The organism is Pseudomonas gregormendelii, assembly GCF_017114825.1.
GTDB lineage: Bacteria > Pseudomonadota > Gammaproteobacteria > Pseudomonadales > Pseudomonadaceae > Aquipseudomonas > Aquipseudomonas gregormendelii.
Window position 1 is genome coordinate 35,124 of sequence record NZ_JADEVO010000007.1, and the last position, 16,869, is coordinate 51,992.

The window sequence follows — 16,869 nt, forward strand, 5'->3', positions numbered from 1 at the left end:
GCCCCTCTGCGGCGCGTGCATCCTCGCAACCGCCCGACACCCTGTGTAAGAGACTTTCCCTATCGTCCCCTAACACTCCACCTATTAGCTGAGTGCCCAACTCGGGTCTACCCTTAGGGCTGCTCTGGCGCCACAAGCTGGCCGTTCCCACAAGGCGCGAATAGCCCGGATGATCACCCAAAGGTAGCTCACACATGGCAAATGAATCGAAATGCCCGTTCAATCACGCCGCTGGCGGTGGCACGACGAACCGCGACTGGTGGCCTAACCAACTGAACCTGAAGATCCTGCACCAGCATTCGTCCCTGTCCGATCCGCTGGACGAAGGCTTTGACTATGCCCAGGCATTCAAGAGCCTGGACTTCCAGGCGCTCAAGCAAGACCTGCGCGCGTTAATGACCGACTCGCAAGACTGGTGGCCGGCGGACTTCGGGCACTACGGGCCGCTGTTCATCCGCATGGCCTGGCACAGCGCGGGCACCTATCGCACCGCTGATGGTCGTGGCGGAGCGGGCTCCGGGCAGCAACGTTTTGCCCCGCTCAACAGCTGGCCGGACAACGTCAGCCTGGACAAGGCCCGCCGCCTGCTGTGGCCGATCAAGCAAAAGTACGGGCGCAACATTTCCTGGGCTGACCTGATCGTCCTCACCGGCAACGTTGCGCTGGAATCCATGGGCTTCAAGACCTTTGGTTTCTCCGGCGGCCGTCCGGATGTCTGGGAGCCGGATGAAGACGTCTACTGGGGCTCGGAGAACAAGTGGCTGGCGGGTGACAGTCGCTACGATCAAGGTCACAAGGAACCCATGCAAAAGCCCGGCGAAGGCCCACTGGTTGCCGAGCCCGGAGAAAATGAAGACAGCCGGGTCGAACCCGGTCGGCACCTGGAAACACCCCTGGCCGCCGTACAAATGGGCCTCATCTACGTCAACCCCGAAGGCCCGGAAGGCGAGCCAGACCCGGTCAAGTCGGCCCTGGATATTCGCGAAACCTTCGGCCGCATGGCCATGAACGACGAAGAGACCGTCGCGCTGATCGCCGGTGGCCACGCCTTCGGCAAAACCCACGGCGCCGGCCCTGCGGACAATGTTGGCGCGGAGCCGGAAGCGGCGGGCCTTGAGGAACAAGGTTTCGGCTGGAAAAACAGCTTCGGTACCGGCAAAGGCCCGGACACCATCACCAGCGGCCTGGAAGTGACCTGGACCACCACGCCCACCCAATGGAGCAACAACTACCTGGAAAACCTCTTCGGCTTCGACTGGGAACTGACCAAAAGCCCGGCCGGCGCGCACCAATGGACGCCAAAAAACGGCGCCGGCGCCGGCATCATTCCTGATGCCCACGACCCGAACAAACGCCGTAACCCAACCATGCTCACCTCGGACCTGGCGCTGCGTTTCGATCCGATCTACGAACCCATCTCCCGGCGGTTCCTGGAGAACCCCGACCAACTCGCCGACGCCTTCGCTCGCGCCTGGTTCAAGTTGATCCATCGCGACATGGGCCCGCTATCGCGCTACCTCGGGCCGGAGATGCCCAGCGAAGAACTGCTGTGGCAGGACCCGATCCCCGAAGTCGACCACGAGCTGATCAATGACAGCGATGTCACCGCACTCAAGGGCAAGCTCCTGGCCAGCGGCCTGTCCGTCTCGCAACTGGTTTCAACCGCGTGGGCGGCGGCTTCGACTTTCCGCGGCTCCGATAAACGCGGCGGTGCCAACGGCGCACGCCTGCGCCTGGAGCCGCAGAAATCCTGGCAGGCCAACCAGCCGGAGCAACTGGGCAGCGTGCTGGCCAAACTTGAAAGCATCCGGAACGAGTTCAGCAATGGGGGCAAGAAAGTCTCGCTGGCGGACCTGATCGTCTTGGCAGGAAACGCCGGCGTCGAACAGGCGGGCAAAAATGCCGGGGTCACCCTCACCGTGCCCTTCACTCCGGGCAGGACCGATGCAACCCAGGAACAGACAGACGTTGAGTCCTTCGCCTTCCTCGAACCTGTCGCCGATGGCTTTCGCAACTTCCTCAAGACCCGCTACACCGTACCGGCCGAAGCACTGCTGATCGACAAGGCCCAACTGCTGACCCTCACGGCCCCGGAAATGACCGCGCTGATTGGCGGCCTGCGGGTGCTGAACACCAACGCCGGCCAGACCCGGCACGGCGTGTTCACCCAACGGCCGGAAGCCTTGACCAACGACTTCTTCACCAACCTGCTGGACATGGGCGTGGAATGGAAACCCACCTCGGACGACGCGCAGGAGTTTGAGGGACGTGACCGCAAGACGGGCCAGGTAAAATGGACCGGGACACGTGTGGACCTGGTGTTTGGATCGAATGCGCAGTTGCGGGCGCTTGCCGAAGTCTATGCGAGCAGCGACAGCCAGGAAAAATTCGTCAAGGACTTCGTTGCGGCGTGGACCAAGGTGATGAATCTGGATCGGTTCGATGTGAAATAAGCCTGAGCCCTGAAACGCAAACGCCTCCCGCTGGAGGCGTTTTGCTTTGAGGCGCGAAGGCTACACCGGCGAGATCGTGGCCAGAGCGCCGATCAGCACCGTCAGTACGAGAAAACCACCGAGGAAAATCGCCATCTTGCCCATGAGGGTGCTCCTGCCTGTTCAATATGCAGTTATTGTGAGCCGCAGTCTGTTTGCATTACAGATGCAGATGGCGATGAAAAATACGGATCAGAGCACAGCCTGAACCCGCGCTTCATCCCTCCATGCTGGCGATCCTCCCATAACAACACCCACAAAAAAGCCCGCTGACCGTCACCGGTTCAGCGGGCTCTTCAACAGCGCTTCTACTTACAAAGCCATGTCACTTGCAGCGTTAGCCTTCGGAGCAGCCTTCTCGGCATCAGCCGGAGCAGCCACCGGAGCCGCTACCTGACCCATCGCCGGCGGCGGAGTCAGTTGCAGTACCTTGGCGGTATAGGCCCACTCTTCAGCCACTTTCTCAGGGTTGCCGTTCAACTGGGTGCCGTAGCTCGGCACGATCTGGTGCAGTTTTTCCTGCCAGGCCGGGGAAGCGACCTTGTCCTTGAACACCTTCTGCAGCACAGTCAGCATGATCGGCGCGGCGGTCGATGCACCTGGGGAGGCGCCCAGCAGGCCGGCGATGGAGCCGTCTTGCGAAGCCACGATCTCGGTGCCCAGCTTCAGCACGCCACCGGCGGCTTCGTCACGCTTGATGATTTGCACGCGCTGGCCGGCTTGCCACAGGCGCCAGTCTTCAGCCTTGGCGTTCGGGAAGTATTCCTTCAGGGCGTTGAGGCGGTCTTCGTCCGACAGCATCAGCTGGCCGGCGAGGTACTCGACCAGCGGGTATTCCTTGATGCCGACCTTGGTCATTGGCCACACGTTATGCGTGGTCGTGGTGGTCAGCAGGTCCAGGTACGAACCTTCTTTCAGGAACTTGGTGCTGAAGGTCGCGAATGGGCCAAACAGGATGACACGCTTGCCGTCCAGGACACGGGTGTCCAGGTGCGGAACCGACATCGGTGGTGCGCCAACGGAGGCTTTGCCGTAGGCCTTGGCCAGGTGTTGCTCGGCGATGGTCGGGTTCTCGGTCACCAGGAACGAGCCGCCAACCGGGAAGCCTGCATACTCCTTGGCTTCAGGAATACCGGACTTCTGCAGCAGGTGCAGGGCACCGCCGCCAGCGCCGATGAAGACGAACTTGGCGTCGGTCTCGAACTTGCTGCCGTCTTTCAGGTTTTTGTAGCTGACGCGCCAAGTACCGTCTTCGTTCCTGGTGATGTCCTGCACTTCGCTGGACAGTTTCAAGTCGAACTTCGGGGTGGTCTGCAGGTGCGCGACGAACTGGCGAGTGATTTCGCCGAAGTTGACGTCGGTACCGATTGGCGACCAGGTGGCGGCAACTTTCTGTTTCGGGTCACGCCCTTCCATCATCAGCGGCACCCACTTGCTGATCACAGCCGGGTCTTCGGAATACTGCATGCCGGCAAACAGCGGGCTCGCCTGCAGGGCTTCGTAACGCTTTTTGAGGAAACTGATGTTGTCGTCGCCCCACACAAAGCTCATGTGTGGCGTGGAATTGATGAACGAACGCGGGTTCTTCAGCACGCCTTGCTGAACCTGCCAGGCCCAGAACTGACGGGAGATCTGAAACGCCTCGTTGATTTCAACGGCCTTGGGAATCGACACATTGCCCTTGTCGTCTTCCGGGGTGTAGTTCAACTCGGCCAGGGCGGAGTGACCGGTACCGGCGTTGTTCCAGCCGTTGGAGCTTTCCAGGGCCACGCCGTCCAGACGCTCGATCATTTCCATCGAGGTGCCGGGTTCCAGCTCGTTGAGCCAGACACCCAGGGTCGCGCTCATGATGCCGCCGCCGATCAGCAGCACATCGACTTTCTTTGCCTCTTCCGCTTGAGCGGACGTGATCCCCATCGACAAAGCCAGCCCAAGCAGGGCCGTGTTCATTTTCTTAAACATCTGTAGCACCTATGATAAAACGCCATCCGCCCTGCCATCCGCAGTCTCGGGCCCCGTATTTCACGACATTCAGGCAGGATGTCGTGGGTGCTCGCGCCGCTGGATTGGAGGGTGGGCACACAAGGCCGATTGAGTGCATCGACCTCAATTTATATGTCCCTACTGAACTGACTTTTTATCTTTATTGGCTTCAGCTGCTTGAGCGACAGTGATTCCGTTGGCGCGTCGCATGGACACGCAAACTGAATGGATCGAACCAAGTTACTGCAAAGAATATCACGTCAGGACAAACCCGCGCGTCTGTTCCCGACTCGCTGGTCCGGCTGCAGACGTCCGGGCCACTATACTCAAGGTGTTTTTTCACCCAAGCCGGCGAGGCATCTAAATGAGCGACAAACCCGATTTGCGCAAATACTCCTCTCAGGTAGTCGACGGCGTGGAGCGCTCGCCGGGGCGCGCCATGCTGCGGGCCGTGGGTTTTACCGACGAGGATTTCGCCAAGCCGCAGATCGGCATTGCCTCGACCTGGGCCATGGTCACGCCTTGCAACATGCACATCGACAAGCTCGCGCGGGAGGCCGAACGCGGAGCGAATGCGGCGGGTGCCAAAGGGGTGATCTTCAACACCATCACCATCTCCGACGGCATCGCCAACGGCACCGAAGGCATGAAGTACTCACTGGTGTCGCGGGAGGTCATCGCTGACTCGATCGAAACGGTGGCCGGTTGCGAAGGCTTCGACGGACTGGTCACGGTGGGTGGCTGTGACAAAAACATGCCCGGCTGCCTGATCGGCATGGCACGCCTGAACCGCCCCTCGATCTTTGTGTATGGCGGCACCATTCGCCCGGGTGCGGGCCATACCGACATCATTTCCGTGTTCGAAGCCGTGGGCCAGCATGCGCGTGGCGATATCAACGAGATCCAGGTCAAGCAGATCGAGGCAGTGGCCATTCCTGGCCCTGGCTCCTGCGGCGGGATGTACACGGCCAACACCATGGCTGCGGCCATTGAGGCCCTGGGCATGAGCCTTCCCGGTTCCAGCTCTCAGGATGCGGTGGGTACCGACAAGACGTCAGACAGCTTCCGCGCCGGGAAACAGGTCATGGAGTTGCTCAAGCTCGACCTCAAGCCGCGGGACATCATGACCCGCAAGGCCTTTGAAAACGCGATTCGCGTGGTGATCGCCCTCGCCGGCTCGACCAACGCCGTGTTGCACCTGCTGGCCATGGCCCACGCCGTGGACGTCGAGCTGACGCTGGATGATTTCGTCGAGCTGGGCAAAGTGTCGCCGGTGGTGGCCGACCTGCGGCCCAGCGGCCAGTACATGATGAGCGAACTGGTAGCCATCGGCGGCATCCAGCCGCTGATGAAACGTATGCTGGACGCCGGCATGCTGCATGGCGATGTCATGACCGTGACCGGCAAGACACTGGCCGAGAACCTGCGCGATGTTGCCGATTACGTGGCCGGCCAGGACGTGATCCTGCCCTTCGACCAGCCGATCAAGAAGGACTCCCACCTGGTCGTGCTGCGCGGCAACCTGGCCCCCGATGGCGCGGTGGCCAAAATCACCGGCAAGGAGGGCCTGCGATTTGAAGGCACTGCCCGGGTCTATCACGGTGAAGAAGGCGCGCTGGCGGGCATTCTCAACGGCGAGGTGCAGGCAGGCGATGTGATCGTGATTCGCTACGAAGGACCCAAGGGCGGACCCGGCATGCGCGAAATGCTCTCGCCGACTTCGGCGGTCATGGGCAAGGGGCTGGGCAAGGAAGTAGCGCTGATCACCGATGGCCGCTTCTCTGGCGGCTCCCATGGATTCGTGGTGGGCCATATCACCCCGGAGGCATTCGAGGGCGGGCCGATTGCGTTGATCGAGGATGGCGACCGAATCGTTATCGATGCCGAAACCCGGCAGATCACCGTGGAAGTTGCGGCGGCTGAATTGGCCAGGCGCAAGACGACTTGGGTGCGCCCGGAGGCCAACTACAAACGCGGGGTGTTGGCCAAATATGCGAAGACCGTGTCGAGCGCCTCGGAAGGCGCTGTGACGGATAAATATCTCTGAGCCGATTCCCGACTGGTTGCATGATCGCAATCGCGAGCAGGCTCGCTCCCACAGGAAGTCGCAGCGGACAAGGGTTTTGCGCCTCCAGCGAGTTCGTTGCAGGCGTGAAAAAACCTCCGATGCATTTTTGGGCAGAGGACACAGCAGTATCAAAGGATCGCAGGCTGTGCCAGCGCCGGCCACGGCTTCAAAGCCGGAACCTGTTAACCGACTGCGACAACTGCCCTGCCAGGCTCGCCAGCTCATCAGTAGTGTTGGCCGTCTCGCCAATCACACGGCTGTTGCCCTCTGACATCCCGGCAATCATTTGCACCTGATGGGCGATTTCGTTGCTGGCCAGGCTTTGCTCGCCAATGGTGCGAGTGATGTCGTTGACCAGTTGGGTGGTATCGAGCGTGGCATCGAGAATTTCCCGGATCGCCCGCTCGACCTCGGCGGTCACCGCCATCCCCTTGTCGACCTGAGCCACCCCCGCTTCCATGCTGCTGACCGCTTCCCGGGTGCTTTGCTGGATGCGCGCAACCATGCCGGCGATTTCCTGGGTCGACGCACTGGTACGCCCCGCCAGGCTGCGCACTTCGTCAGCTACCACCGCAAAACCACGGCCCTGCTCTCCGGCGCGGGCGGCTTCAATCGCGGCGTTCAGTGCCAGCAGGTTGGTCTGGTCGGCAATGCCCTTGATGACCTGGATGATGCTGAAAATCCCTTCGGACTCTTTGTCCAGGGTGCGGATGACCTGCGCCGACTGCTGCGCCGAGCGAGCGATGCCATCCATGTCGCTGACCACTTGATGGATCACCCGGCCGCCTTCCTTGGCCAGGTTTTCCGCCTGGTTCGCCATGTTCAGCGCACGCTCGGCATGCCGGGTGATCTCTTCGATGCTGGCGGTCATTTGGCTCGCGGCTGCGGCCATGGTGCTGGCGGCACTGCTTTGCTGTTGACTGCTGTCAGCTACCTCATGGCAGCCATTGCTTAACCGTTCGCTCATGCCGCTCACGCCGTGGGCGTTGCTGCGCACGACCTCGATCATGCCGCGCAAGTCGCGCTGCATGGTCGCCAGGCTGCGAATCAGGGCGCTGGCTTCATCTTTGCCGGCAGGTTCGGCAATTGCCTCGCTCAGGTGGCCGTGGGCGATGCTGTCGGCGATGCGACTGGCGGTTTGCAGCGGGCCCATGATACTGCGCAGCACCCAGCGCCCCTGCAACAGCAGCAACAACAGGCTGGCGATCAGCACACCACCGAGGGCAATATTGGCGTTGCTGATGGCCTGTTGCGTACCGACGCTGGTTTGCTGGGTATCGGTTTCGATCAGTTCGCTGAGCGCAGCCATCTGGTCTTCGAGCTGGCTGAACGCGGCATTAAAAGTGCCGAGTTCCTGTTGCGCAGCCAAAGGATTTTCCAGCGCCAGCCCGACAATCCGCTCCGCGGCGCTGATGTAGGTATCGAGGCTCGGCTTGATCTGATTGAGGCCAGCCTGGATGGTGGGGTTGACCGGCAGCTTGAGGTTGTTGCCCAGCACTTCACGGAAATGGCCCGCGTGCTCATCGATGGAGTTGCGCACCTCGGCCTGGCTGCTGTTGCTCTTTCCCAGGCCAACCAGCATCGCCGACAACACGTCGGCGCGCAGGGCGTCATGCATCATGTCGGCTTCGAGGTGATTGCGCAGCGCGGCCATGCTGACTTCGCTATCGCTCACCGCCTCCGCCATCTGCGTGTTTCCCACATAACTGACCAGGCTCATGATCAATGCCGTCAGCAAACCGGTACCAATCAGCAGTATCAAACGTATTTTTATCGACACTCTGTGCATCCCCGATCAGTTGGGTGCAGCCATGCTGCAGATGGCTGTTCTGATCAGGTTATCGACTGCGTGAAGCGCTAATTGAAGGCTATTTGCAAACGAGCGTTTGGCTCCCCGGTTGAGCCAGCAACGATCGCAAGGTCAAGGTATTGCCCAAGGAGAAACGCCGCCGGCGCAGCCTATGAGGGCCTCAAACACCCGGATAGACAATTTCCAGCCAAGGCCAGCGCGCCTGATAGCTGAGCGCTTTCTTTTCGAACAGATCAAATTGGTGGTTCACCGGATTGATCCGCAACAGTCCCTTCTCGATATCATCCAGGCCATAAGGCGCATACACCTCGCCGCTCAGCACATCCACGCCAGTGCAGGTGCCCTCGATCAGGTAGCGATCAATGCCCTCCTTCGCCGAATTGAGCTGTGGGTACGCCCCGCCGAAGCGCTCGCCGTACCACAGGTGGACGCGGGCCTGGTTCTTGATTTCAATGTTGAGGTCGAGGTCTTGAAACAGCGCCTTGGCCGCCAGGATGACGTCGTTCTCCGCCTCCCAGGACAAGTCCTGGTCAAAGTAGAAAACGTCGTAATCCTTGATGCCCCACGCGGCGGGTTTTGCGTCGTGATGGTTCCATACGGCCTGGAACAGGCAGCCGGCAGTGAGCATGCACTGCTTCAGGCCAAGGGCCGGCAGACGGTCGAGGATCTCGACGTTGGCCGGGTTGGTCCGGGCGATTTCCATCAGACGATCGGGTGTCAGTACCATGGCGAACTCCTTGTCAGCAATCAGATCCCTGGAAGCAGGACGATACCGCAAAACAAGCGAGTTTTTCATCAGTGAGGTCTTAAACCAGTGGCAAGGTCACCACGAACTCGCTGCCCTGGCCATCGCCTGTGCTGTGCCCGGTCACGCGGCCACCGTGCGCTTCGACCAGCTCACGCACCACGGTCAGGCCGATGCCCAGCCCGGCGCCGTTGAAGCCGACGGCAGTAATGTCCTGCACGAACGGCTCGAAAATATGGGGCAGCGCCTGGGCGGAAATACCGATGCCGTTATCACCAACACACATCCGCAGCTCGCGGCCCTGGACTGTGACCCTTAACGTGACGACGCCGCCCGCCGGGGTGTATTTGACGGCGTTGCCCAGCAGGTTGCCGAGAATTTGCGTCAGGCGCACGGCATCGCCATTGACGCTGAGGGGTTGCTGCGGCACATCGGCCGTGAACTGCAGCCGGTGAGCGCGCATCACCGGCCGGCACACTTCGACGGCGTCGTCGATGATCGAGACCATATCGACCAGGCAGCAATCCAGTCGCAACTTGCCGGTACTGACACGGGACACATCGAGCAAGTCCTCCACCAGACGCGACATATGCCTGACCTGCCCCTCAATCAGTAGCTGCATGCGCGGCAGCTCTGCGCTGGGCACGCGTACCAGGCGACCGGCGATCATGCTGATCGGCGTCAGCGGATTGCGCAACTCGTGGGCCACCACCGCCAGGGTGTTGCGTTGCAACAAAAGCGTGTGTTCGGCCGAGGCTTGCAGTTGTTGCGCACTGAGGGCTGCAATGACCAACTGCTCGTTGGCTTCGCGCATTTCCAGGAACAGCTGCTGCTCGCTATCGGTACGCCGGTTTTTGTCGGCATCGGACTGCGCCGACAGGATCGCCAGCACCAGCTGTTGATTGGCCTCGATCAATTGCTCGACCTGCTGATTGTCCAGGCGCTGGGCGTTGGCCTCGCTCAGTTCCTTTTGCAGGGCCACCAGCACTGCCCGTGCTTCAACGGTTTTCTGCCCCAGCAGGAACAATTCACGAGCGGCAGTCGCCAGCGCTTTTTCGTTCCGGCCATCAGCCTCGTCCATGATATTCCTCATCCATTGTCGAGGTCGGTGTGGCGCTGGGTTGGGCGGCCGCCGAGCAAACCTTCCTGATCCGGCAAGCGGTCGCCAATCTGCAGTCCGTTTTTGTCTATGCGGTACAGGCGCAGCTCGTCAGAGTGCGCGCTTGAGCGCACCTTGACCACCGCCATGATGCGCAACAGGCGGCTCTGCACTTCGATGTAGCGTTGCACGATGATCGCGTCGGTGAGAAATGCCGTGCCGTAAGGGCTGAATCGCAGGTCGGTGTAGCGGTCTTCCAGCTCGGAAGTCATCAGCACGCTCACCCCGGCACCGGTCAACGCAGTGACCATCCGCGACAGCGACTCGCGGAAATCCTCGCGAAAGGTCGGCGCCAGCGCCAGCTCGAAACCTGACAATGAATCGATAACCACCCGGGTCGCCTTCAGGCGACGGATTTCGCTAAGCAGCAAATGCACGATCTCATCGATGGACAGGTCGGGCGCGCGGCTATCCACCAGGCCGACCTTGCCGGCCTCGATCAGGCTCGCCAGGGTGGCGTTCTGCGAATGATTGGGACGCTGTTCAAAGACGGCAATCACGCCGGTTTCGCCATTGCGCGCACCTTCGGCCAGGAAGGTCGCGGCGAGGATGCTCTTGCCCGAACCCGAAGGCCCGGCCACCAGCAGCGAATAGCCCCGCGGCAGGCCACCGCCGAGCATCTCATCAAGTTGCGGCACACCCATTTTCAGGCGCTCGCCGACAGGTGCCCGAGGTACTTCGAAGTGTTCGGTTGCAACCGGTGCGAAGACCTTTATTCCCGATGTGGCGATGCGGAAGGTGTGCAGTCCAGGCATCGTCGGCTGGCCACGCATCTTCATGATTTCCATCTTGCGCACCATGGAGTTGCGCTGCACGCTCTGGCGCAGCCAGATCAGGCCGTCGGCCACGGTAAAGATGGGGTTGGTGTCGGTTTCGGTGAAATACTCACCAATCAGGAAGGTCGTCGCCTGCCAGGTGGTCATCAACATGCCCAGTTGCTGGACGAACTGCGGCAGATTGTTGTTCGGGTTGTCCTGGGTCTGGCTGGCCAGTACCACCGAGCGGAACGAGTCTACAAAGACCAGGGCCGGCGAGTGGGTTTGCACCTCGCTGACGATGCGCCGCAGCACTTCGTCCAGATCACCGGCCAGGGTATCGTCGGCCAGGTTGATATAGCGCACCGAGTGGTTGATGGCTTCACTGTCGAAGAAGTCGAACTGCTGTTGATAGCGCAGCATCTTCAGCGGTGGTTCGCCAAGCACGGTGAAGAACAGCGCCGGGCGTTCAGGGGTTGCCAGGGCAAACATCATCTGATGCGCCAGGGTGGTCTTGCCGCAGCCCGGAGGGCCGGCGATCAGGTTGAACGAAAATTCCGGTAATCCTCCGCCCAGCACCTCGTCCAGTCCTGGCACGCCCGTGGCCAGACGGTTGATAGTTACTTTGGTGCTCATGGCGAAATTTCCTGCGAAGGGGTGTCGCTCAGGGAAGGTCCCCACACGTCACGAAGCAAACGTGCGGTGAGCGAGGGCCCGATCAGCGTGGTCAACAGCTCGTAGAAGATGGTCAGCATGACTTCGCTGAAGAGCAACGCATCGGCATCGCTCTGCTCGACGAGCACCGACCCGAGGGCAAGCACATCCATCGACGCCGGAACACTGGCACACGTGGCGGCGAATTGCGGGTGCCGGGCGGTGCAAAGATGCAGGCTGCGGCGGTAAAGCGCGACAACCCCCTGATTGCCGATGATCGGCGCGAGGGCTGCGTCCATATCCTGCAAAGTGGTGGCCAGCGCCTGGGCAATCCTTGCGGAGTCGGCGTTGGGGCCAACACGGTGCGCCAGAGAAGCTACGATCCGGCGGCTCTCTTGGCTTTGCGTGGTCATGGCAAACTGATATCTGGTGAACAGACCTTGATGGTACACCCTATGGACGCGTCGGGAGTCAATTAACCACGAGGCTGGCGGGGGACGCCGCAGCCATTGGCGATGATCACTGCCCAGTCGAGCAGCGCCTTGATCTGTAGACGCAAAAAGCCTATAACTTGATCCATAGATTATCAAGTGAGGTATATTTCATGGCCAACGCCCTTCCTGCACAGGCATTTTCCAAGGATCAATGCGTGGCCGGCCTGCGGGCGGCGGTCGGGATCATTGAGAAATGGGCAGCGTCCAGCGAGCAGGCCTGCCGGATCCTGCGTATTTCCCGCAGCACCCACACCCGCGCCAAACAACGTGACCCTGACTGGTCGGTGGCGCTGGATGCCGATCAGATGCAACGTATCAGTTTTGTCCTCAACATCCACGCCGCGCTACGCCTGGTGTTTGATAACCCGGACAATGTTTATGGCTTCCCCGCCATGGCCAATCACAACGAGTTCTTCAACGGCCGCTCGCCCCTGGAGATCATGTCCCAGGGGGACATGGTCTCGCTCTATGAGACCTTCCGCCGGATCGACGTCCTGCGGGGTGCACAATGGTGACCCTGGAGCAGTTGCCGACCCTCGCTGGGGAGCCGGTACAGGCTTATCGCCTGGTCAATTCGAAGTTCCCGCCCATCGACTTGTTCGATGACGTGGCCGACGCCCGGGAGTTCGAAGCGCTCTATCAGATCCAGGCACTGACCAACCCCAGGCTCAGGAACGAACTCGGTCAGCTGGAGATGATTGCGCGTAGCGAAATCCCCTTCGGCATTCCCGGCTGTTCCTACGCCACCGCGCCCTTCACCCACGTCAACCCGGGCGGCTCGCGCTTCAGCGATGGCAGCTTTGGCGTGTTGTACCTGGCAGCCTCGATGGAAACTGCCCTGGCGGAAGTGCAACATCACCAGAGCCTGTACTGGTCGAACGTCCGTGGTTTGAACTATGAACGTTTTGTGTTCCGTGGGTTGTCCTGTTCGTTCGTCGATGCGGCGATGAAAGATGCCACCACCGTGGCGATGAACGATGCGATTTACGCGCCCGACGATTACGCGTCATCCCAGCGCCTGGGCAAGGCCTTGAAGCTGGCAGGTTGCCCCGGCTTGCGCTACCGGTCGGTGCGCTTGCAGGGCAACCACTGCTGGGCACTGATGACCCCGAGGCCCGTGTTGTCGATCATCCAGAGCGCCCATTACGAGATGATCTGGAACGGGCAGATCACCGGGGTCAACCAGATACACGAGGCCTGATCACTGACAGGTCGATACTTGCATCCCGCTCGTTAAAAAGCCGGTCGACGCTATCCGGAAAATGCTGAGCACTGTCCACAATCTGCACACTTTTCTCACCCCAAGCGAACCTCGGGAAAAAACAGCAAAAGCCGTGCGATTACCGGTCATTGGCCTTTGCCGCTGCGCGTGCGAGCCCATACCCTTGGGTGCGGCAATGTCTGCCGGATAATAAAAACACAGCGAGAACCTCACCTTGAAGCGTCCGATCCTAGCTCCCCTGTACCTGGCATTGTTGACTGCACTTGGCGCCCCTTCGAGCCAGGCGACTGACCTGGACTGGGTGGATTCCGCAGTCAGCTCGGTCAACCAGCAAGTCATCGATCTGCGCCGCACCATTCACCAGCATCCAGAGCTGGGCAACCAGGAGGTCCAGACGGCTGCCCTGGTCGCCGCTCAGCTCAAGGCCTCGAACATCGAAGTGCGCACCCAGGTCGGCAAGACGGGCGTGGTCGGCGTGCTCAAAGGCGCACTGCCTGGGCCCGTGGTGGCCCTGCGCGCCGACATGGATGCGCTGCCGGTCAAGGAGGCGACCAACCTGCCCTTCGCCAGCCAGGCAACCGGTGTTCGGCTGGGCAAGACCGTGCCGGTGATGCACGCTTGTGGCCATGACACACACACCGCCATGCTGTTGGGTGCGGCCAAGGTATTGGCCGAGCATCGCGATCAACTGCGCGGCACTGTCGTTTTCCTGTTCCAGCCAGCCGAAGAAGGTGCGGCCGATGTGGACGAGTTCCAGACCGATACCTTGATCGGCGCCCAGGCAATGATTCGCGATGGCGCCATGGACTCGCCCAAAGTCGAGGCGATATTTGCCCTGCACGTAATGGCGGGCTACCCGAGCGGGCACCTCTTCTACAAGGCCGGTACGGTGCTCAACAGCAGCGATTCATTCCGCATCCAGCTCAAGGGGCAGCAGACCCATGGCTCAGCTCCCTGGAGCGGCAACGATCCAATTGTCACCAGCCAGGGCATCATTGCCGCGATGCAGACGCTGGTCAGCCGACGCATCGATCTGACCAAGGGAATGGGGGTCATCAGTGTCGGCACGATCAATGCCGGTTCGGCGGCGAACATCATTCCCGAAACCCTGGAAATGACCGGGACTATCCGCACCAACAACGCCGACATACGCGACAGCATCCTGCAGAAAATGCCGCCGCTGGTCAGTGGCATCGCCAGCGCTTATGGAACCGAAGCCAAGTTGCTGCTGGTGAACAATGCCCCGGTGACCATCAACGACCCGACCCTGACCGAAGCCATGGTGCCGGCACTGGAGCTGGCCGCGCCGGGCAAGGTCCAGCGGCTTGAGTCGTCGTTGTCGCCCAGCGAAGACTTTTCCTACTACGCCCAGAAGGTACCCGGCCTGTTCGTATTCCTGGGCGCCACCCCTGAAGGCCAGGACATGTCCAAAGCGCCCAACAACCACAGCCCGTACTTCACCGTCGATGAAGCCACCTTCGCGACCGGGGTGAAGGCGCACGTGCAGTTCGTCCTGAACTATCCCGAGCGCGCAAAGGGCAAATCCTGAGTATTCACAACGCTGGAATCAGGTGACCGAGGCGGCCTCATCGCGGGCAAGCCTCGCTCCCACAGGGTTATGCGCCACACAAGGTTACGCATGCCCCTGTGGGAGAACGATGTAGTCGTTCCCCTGGATGATCCCGCTGTGCTCACCCTCGACCAGATGGATATACCGCCCCCCCACCAGGTCGATCGGCAGGCAATCATCCACGTCCATCAGCGCATCAGTATGCGACTGACTCCAGTGTGCCGGCATTTGGCGCTTGCCCTTGGCAGCGGCTTCTTTCCTGTTCCGGGCGACCACCAACAGGTAATGGTGAGCTTCACCAAACACCGATGTTTCATAACCACCCAGGTTGATGAAGTACAGGCGCGGTGAATCCGCTGCCGGTGCCATCGGACTCAACTCGACTTTCCATCCTTCCACACCATCGACGCGCATCCACGAGTCGATGTGCACGCCGGCTGGATGGCCAAACCAGCCTTCTCGCAATTGCCCATAGGTACCCTGAAGGTCATCCGCAACGGCAAACACAACATCATGAACCTCAATCCGCGCCCTGGGATGTTTGCCTCCCAGCATCACCACAAACAGCATTACCGTCCTCCTGATTACGCCAGACTACCGCTCCCCTGAGGCGCCGCAGTTGCTATTGCTCAAAGCGTCCAGAAGACTCCCGATCCTGTTCATAGTGCCTGTCCAGCGCAAAGGCGGGCAACCACGACTCAAGACGCGAGGTCCAGCTTTCGTAAGTGGGCAGGTTCTTCCCCACACGCCAGCGGCTGTGTACCATCAGCGCGGGCCGATGCTGCCCGCCGCTCGCTTCCGCAAGGAAGGGTGAAAGCATGTATTCAATACCCAAATCCAGTCGCAACTCTTGACGGTCGAGGTTTGGCAACGCGAGCACCAACATGCCTTGATCAAAGGAGCGGTGATGATTTCTATCGAACAAGCCAAGCAAATGGCCAAGCGCCTGCGCGCCTCACTGCAAGCGCACGACCAGCAAGCGTCTCATTCCATGGCGCTGGAACTGGTCGCCCACCAGTTGGGTTACAAGAACTGGAACACCGCTGCGGCGCTGCTGCCTGCGCAAGTCCGGCAAACGGCGGTCACCTTCACTAAAGCCATTCCGATCCTGCGAATGTTTGACGAAACCAAGGCGCGGGAGTTCTACCTCGACTTCCTCGGCTTCAGCGTGGAGTTCGAGCATCGTTTTGAAGCGGATCTGCCCCTGTATCTGGGGATCCAGCGCGGTAGCCTGCAACTGCATCTCTCGGAGCATCACGGCGATGCGAGCCCGGGCGCGACAACCTTTGTCCCGATGGACAATATTGAAATGTTCCGTGACGAACTCCAGGCCAAGCGCTACGGCTATGGCCGGCCCGATATCGTCGAGCAAGGCTGGGGCAAGATCCTTGAAGTCCATGACCCGTTTGGCAACCGCATCCGGTTTTGCCAGGACTGACACTGCCACGGCGGACCGCCGACAGCGGTCCGCTTTTTCACTGATTCGCCGCGTCGAGACCCGACTCCGGAACATTGAGAAAGGCATTCCACAGCGCATACGCATCGTGGTGCCTTTGGGTCGCGTCATCCCACGCAGGCCCGGAAACGCATCGGGCAGATACCAGCAGCATCATGCCCATTGTTGCGGCGTCCAGTTCGATCAGGAGCGAGTGCGATTGTATTCTGAAGTCTTCGACCGATGTCATTGAGTGAACCCCGGGCGGATAGCACCGCCATTGCAGAGCCAAGCCCTGTGAAACATCGAGTGCGGGCATCGTGCAAGATTCAACCGGCCTGACCGCCGGTATCCCTGCATGCCAGCGCGGCTATTGCCACAACCCGTCCGTGCGCCCCGTGGTTGCCAACCACGCCCTCCCGACCTATGGTCCTTTCCATACCTATCGCGATCCAATCACTGACCCTCCATTGCCGATAAAC

General features: G+C 60.7%; 15 protein-coding genes and 1 pseudogene. 6 read left to right on the forward strand and 10 right to left on the reverse strand.

Features of this window, described 5'->3' with window-relative positions:
- The first annotated feature begins 194 nt into the window (after positions 1–194).
- Positions 195–2,453, forward strand: coding sequence for a catalase/peroxidase HPI (gene katG / locus IMW75_RS07180; protein WP_205892195.1), 2,259 nt, complete (start codon positions 195–197; stop codon positions 2,451–2,453).
- A 351-nt stretch (positions 2,454–2,804) separates the two neighbouring features.
- On the opposite strand, the gene mqo is transcribed toward katG, so the two are convergent.
- Entirely contained in the window at positions 2,805–4,454 is a 1,650-nt protein-coding gene (gene mqo / locus IMW75_RS07185) for a malate dehydrogenase (quinone) (RefSeq protein ID WP_205892196.1), read from the reverse strand.
- A 385-nt stretch (positions 4,455–4,839) separates the two neighbouring features.
- On the opposite strand from mqo, the gene ilvD reads away from it, so the two are divergent.
- The gene (gene ilvD / locus IMW75_RS07190) at positions 4,840–6,522 is read left to right on the forward strand and encodes a dihydroxy-acid dehydratase (protein ID WP_205892197.1); all 1,683 of its coding nucleotides are present in this window, start codon (positions 4,840–4,842) and stop codon (positions 6,520–6,522) included.
- 187 nt (positions 6,523–6,709) lie between these two features.
- Here ilvD and IMW75_RS27310 read toward each other — a convergent pair whose 3' ends face one another.
- The 6 genes and pseudogenes from IMW75_RS27310 to IMW75_RS07215 all read right to left on the reverse strand — a co-directional run bounded on the left by IMW75_RS27310 (position 6,710) and on the right by IMW75_RS07215 (position 12,079).
- Entirely contained in the window at positions 6,710–7,573 is an 864-nt protein-coding gene (locus IMW75_RS27310) for a methyl-accepting chemotaxis protein (RefSeq protein ID WP_414704642.1), read from the reverse strand.
- Positions 7,568–8,332, reverse strand: a pseudogene (locus IMW75_RS27315) (MCP four helix bundle domain-containing protein); the annotation flags it as partial. The pseudogene IMW75_RS27315 and the gene IMW75_RS27310, both read right to left, overlap by 6 nt.
- 181 nt (positions 8,333–8,513) lie before the next feature.
- Complete coding sequence (locus IMW75_RS07200; protein WP_205892199.1) at positions 8,514–9,080, reverse strand: nucleotidyltransferase family protein; 567 nt, start codon at positions 9,078–9,080, stop codon at positions 8,514–8,516.
- Between the two features lie 79 nt (positions 9,081–9,159).
- A complete protein-coding gene (locus tag IMW75_RS07205) occupies positions 9,160–10,179 on the reverse strand; it encodes a sensor histidine kinase (protein WP_045057379.1) in 1,020 nt (339 codons plus the stop codon).
- An 8-nt stretch (positions 10,180–10,187) separates the two neighbouring features.
- Entirely contained in the window at positions 10,188–11,648 is a 1,461-nt protein-coding gene (locus tag IMW75_RS07210; RefSeq protein WP_045057380.1) for an ATPase domain-containing protein, read from the reverse strand.
- Positions 11,645–12,079 carry a hypothetical protein gene (locus IMW75_RS07215; protein ID WP_045057381.1) on the reverse strand — a complete coding sequence of 145 codons (435 nt, stop codon included), beginning with the start codon at positions 12,077–12,079 and terminating at the stop codon, positions 11,645–11,647. Before IMW75_RS07215 ends, IMW75_RS07210 begins: the two co-directional genes overlap by 4 nt.
- Positions 12,080–12,270: 191 nt before the next feature.
- Here IMW75_RS07215 and IMW75_RS07220 point away from each other — a divergent pair, with 191 nt between their 5' ends.
- The 3 genes from IMW75_RS07220 (at position 12,271) to IMW75_RS07230 (ending at position 14,931) form a co-directional block, all read left to right on the forward strand.
- Positions 12,271–12,675 (forward strand): hypothetical protein, encoded by a 405-nt coding sequence (locus IMW75_RS07220; RefSeq protein WP_045057382.1) that lies wholly within the window; start codon positions 12,271–12,273, stop codon positions 12,673–12,675.
- A complete protein-coding gene (locus IMW75_RS07225) occupies positions 12,669–13,361 on the forward strand; it encodes an RES family NAD+ phosphorylase (RefSeq protein ID WP_205892200.1) in 693 nt (230 codons plus the stop codon). Before IMW75_RS07220 ends, IMW75_RS07225 begins: the two co-directional genes overlap by 7 nt.
- Before the next feature lie 235 nt (positions 13,362–13,596).
- A complete protein-coding gene (locus IMW75_RS07230) occupies positions 13,597–14,931 on the forward strand; it encodes an amidohydrolase (RefSeq protein ID WP_205892201.1) in 1,335 nt (444 codons plus the stop codon).
- Positions 14,932–15,015: 84 nt separating this feature from the next.
- Here IMW75_RS07230 and IMW75_RS07235 read toward each other — a convergent pair whose 3' ends face one another.
- Both IMW75_RS07235 and IMW75_RS27320 read right to left on the reverse strand, forming a co-directional pair.
- Positions 15,016–15,522: a DUF1543 domain-containing protein gene (locus IMW75_RS07235; RefSeq protein ID WP_045057385.1), complete on the reverse strand. Its 507-nt coding sequence runs from the start codon at positions 15,520–15,522 to the stop codon at positions 15,016–15,018.
- 52 nt (positions 15,523–15,574) lie between these two features.
- A complete protein-coding gene (locus IMW75_RS27320) occupies positions 15,575–15,838 on the reverse strand; it encodes a hypothetical protein (protein ID WP_414704640.1) in 264 nt (87 codons plus the stop codon).
- A gap of 21 nt (positions 15,839–15,859) precedes the next feature.
- Here IMW75_RS27320 and IMW75_RS07245 point away from each other — a divergent pair, with 21 nt between their 5' ends.
- Positions 15,860–16,390 (forward strand): glyoxalase superfamily protein, encoded by a 531-nt coding sequence (locus IMW75_RS07245; RefSeq protein WP_205892202.1) that lies wholly within the window; start codon positions 15,860–15,862, stop codon positions 16,388–16,390.
- 37 nt (positions 16,391–16,427) lie between these two features.
- On the opposite strand, the gene IMW75_RS07250 is transcribed toward IMW75_RS07245, so the two are convergent.
- Complete coding sequence (locus IMW75_RS07250; protein WP_205892203.1) at positions 16,428–16,637, reverse strand: hypothetical protein; 210 nt, start codon at positions 16,635–16,637, stop codon at positions 16,428–16,430.
- Positions 16,638–16,869 lie beyond the last annotated feature (232 nt).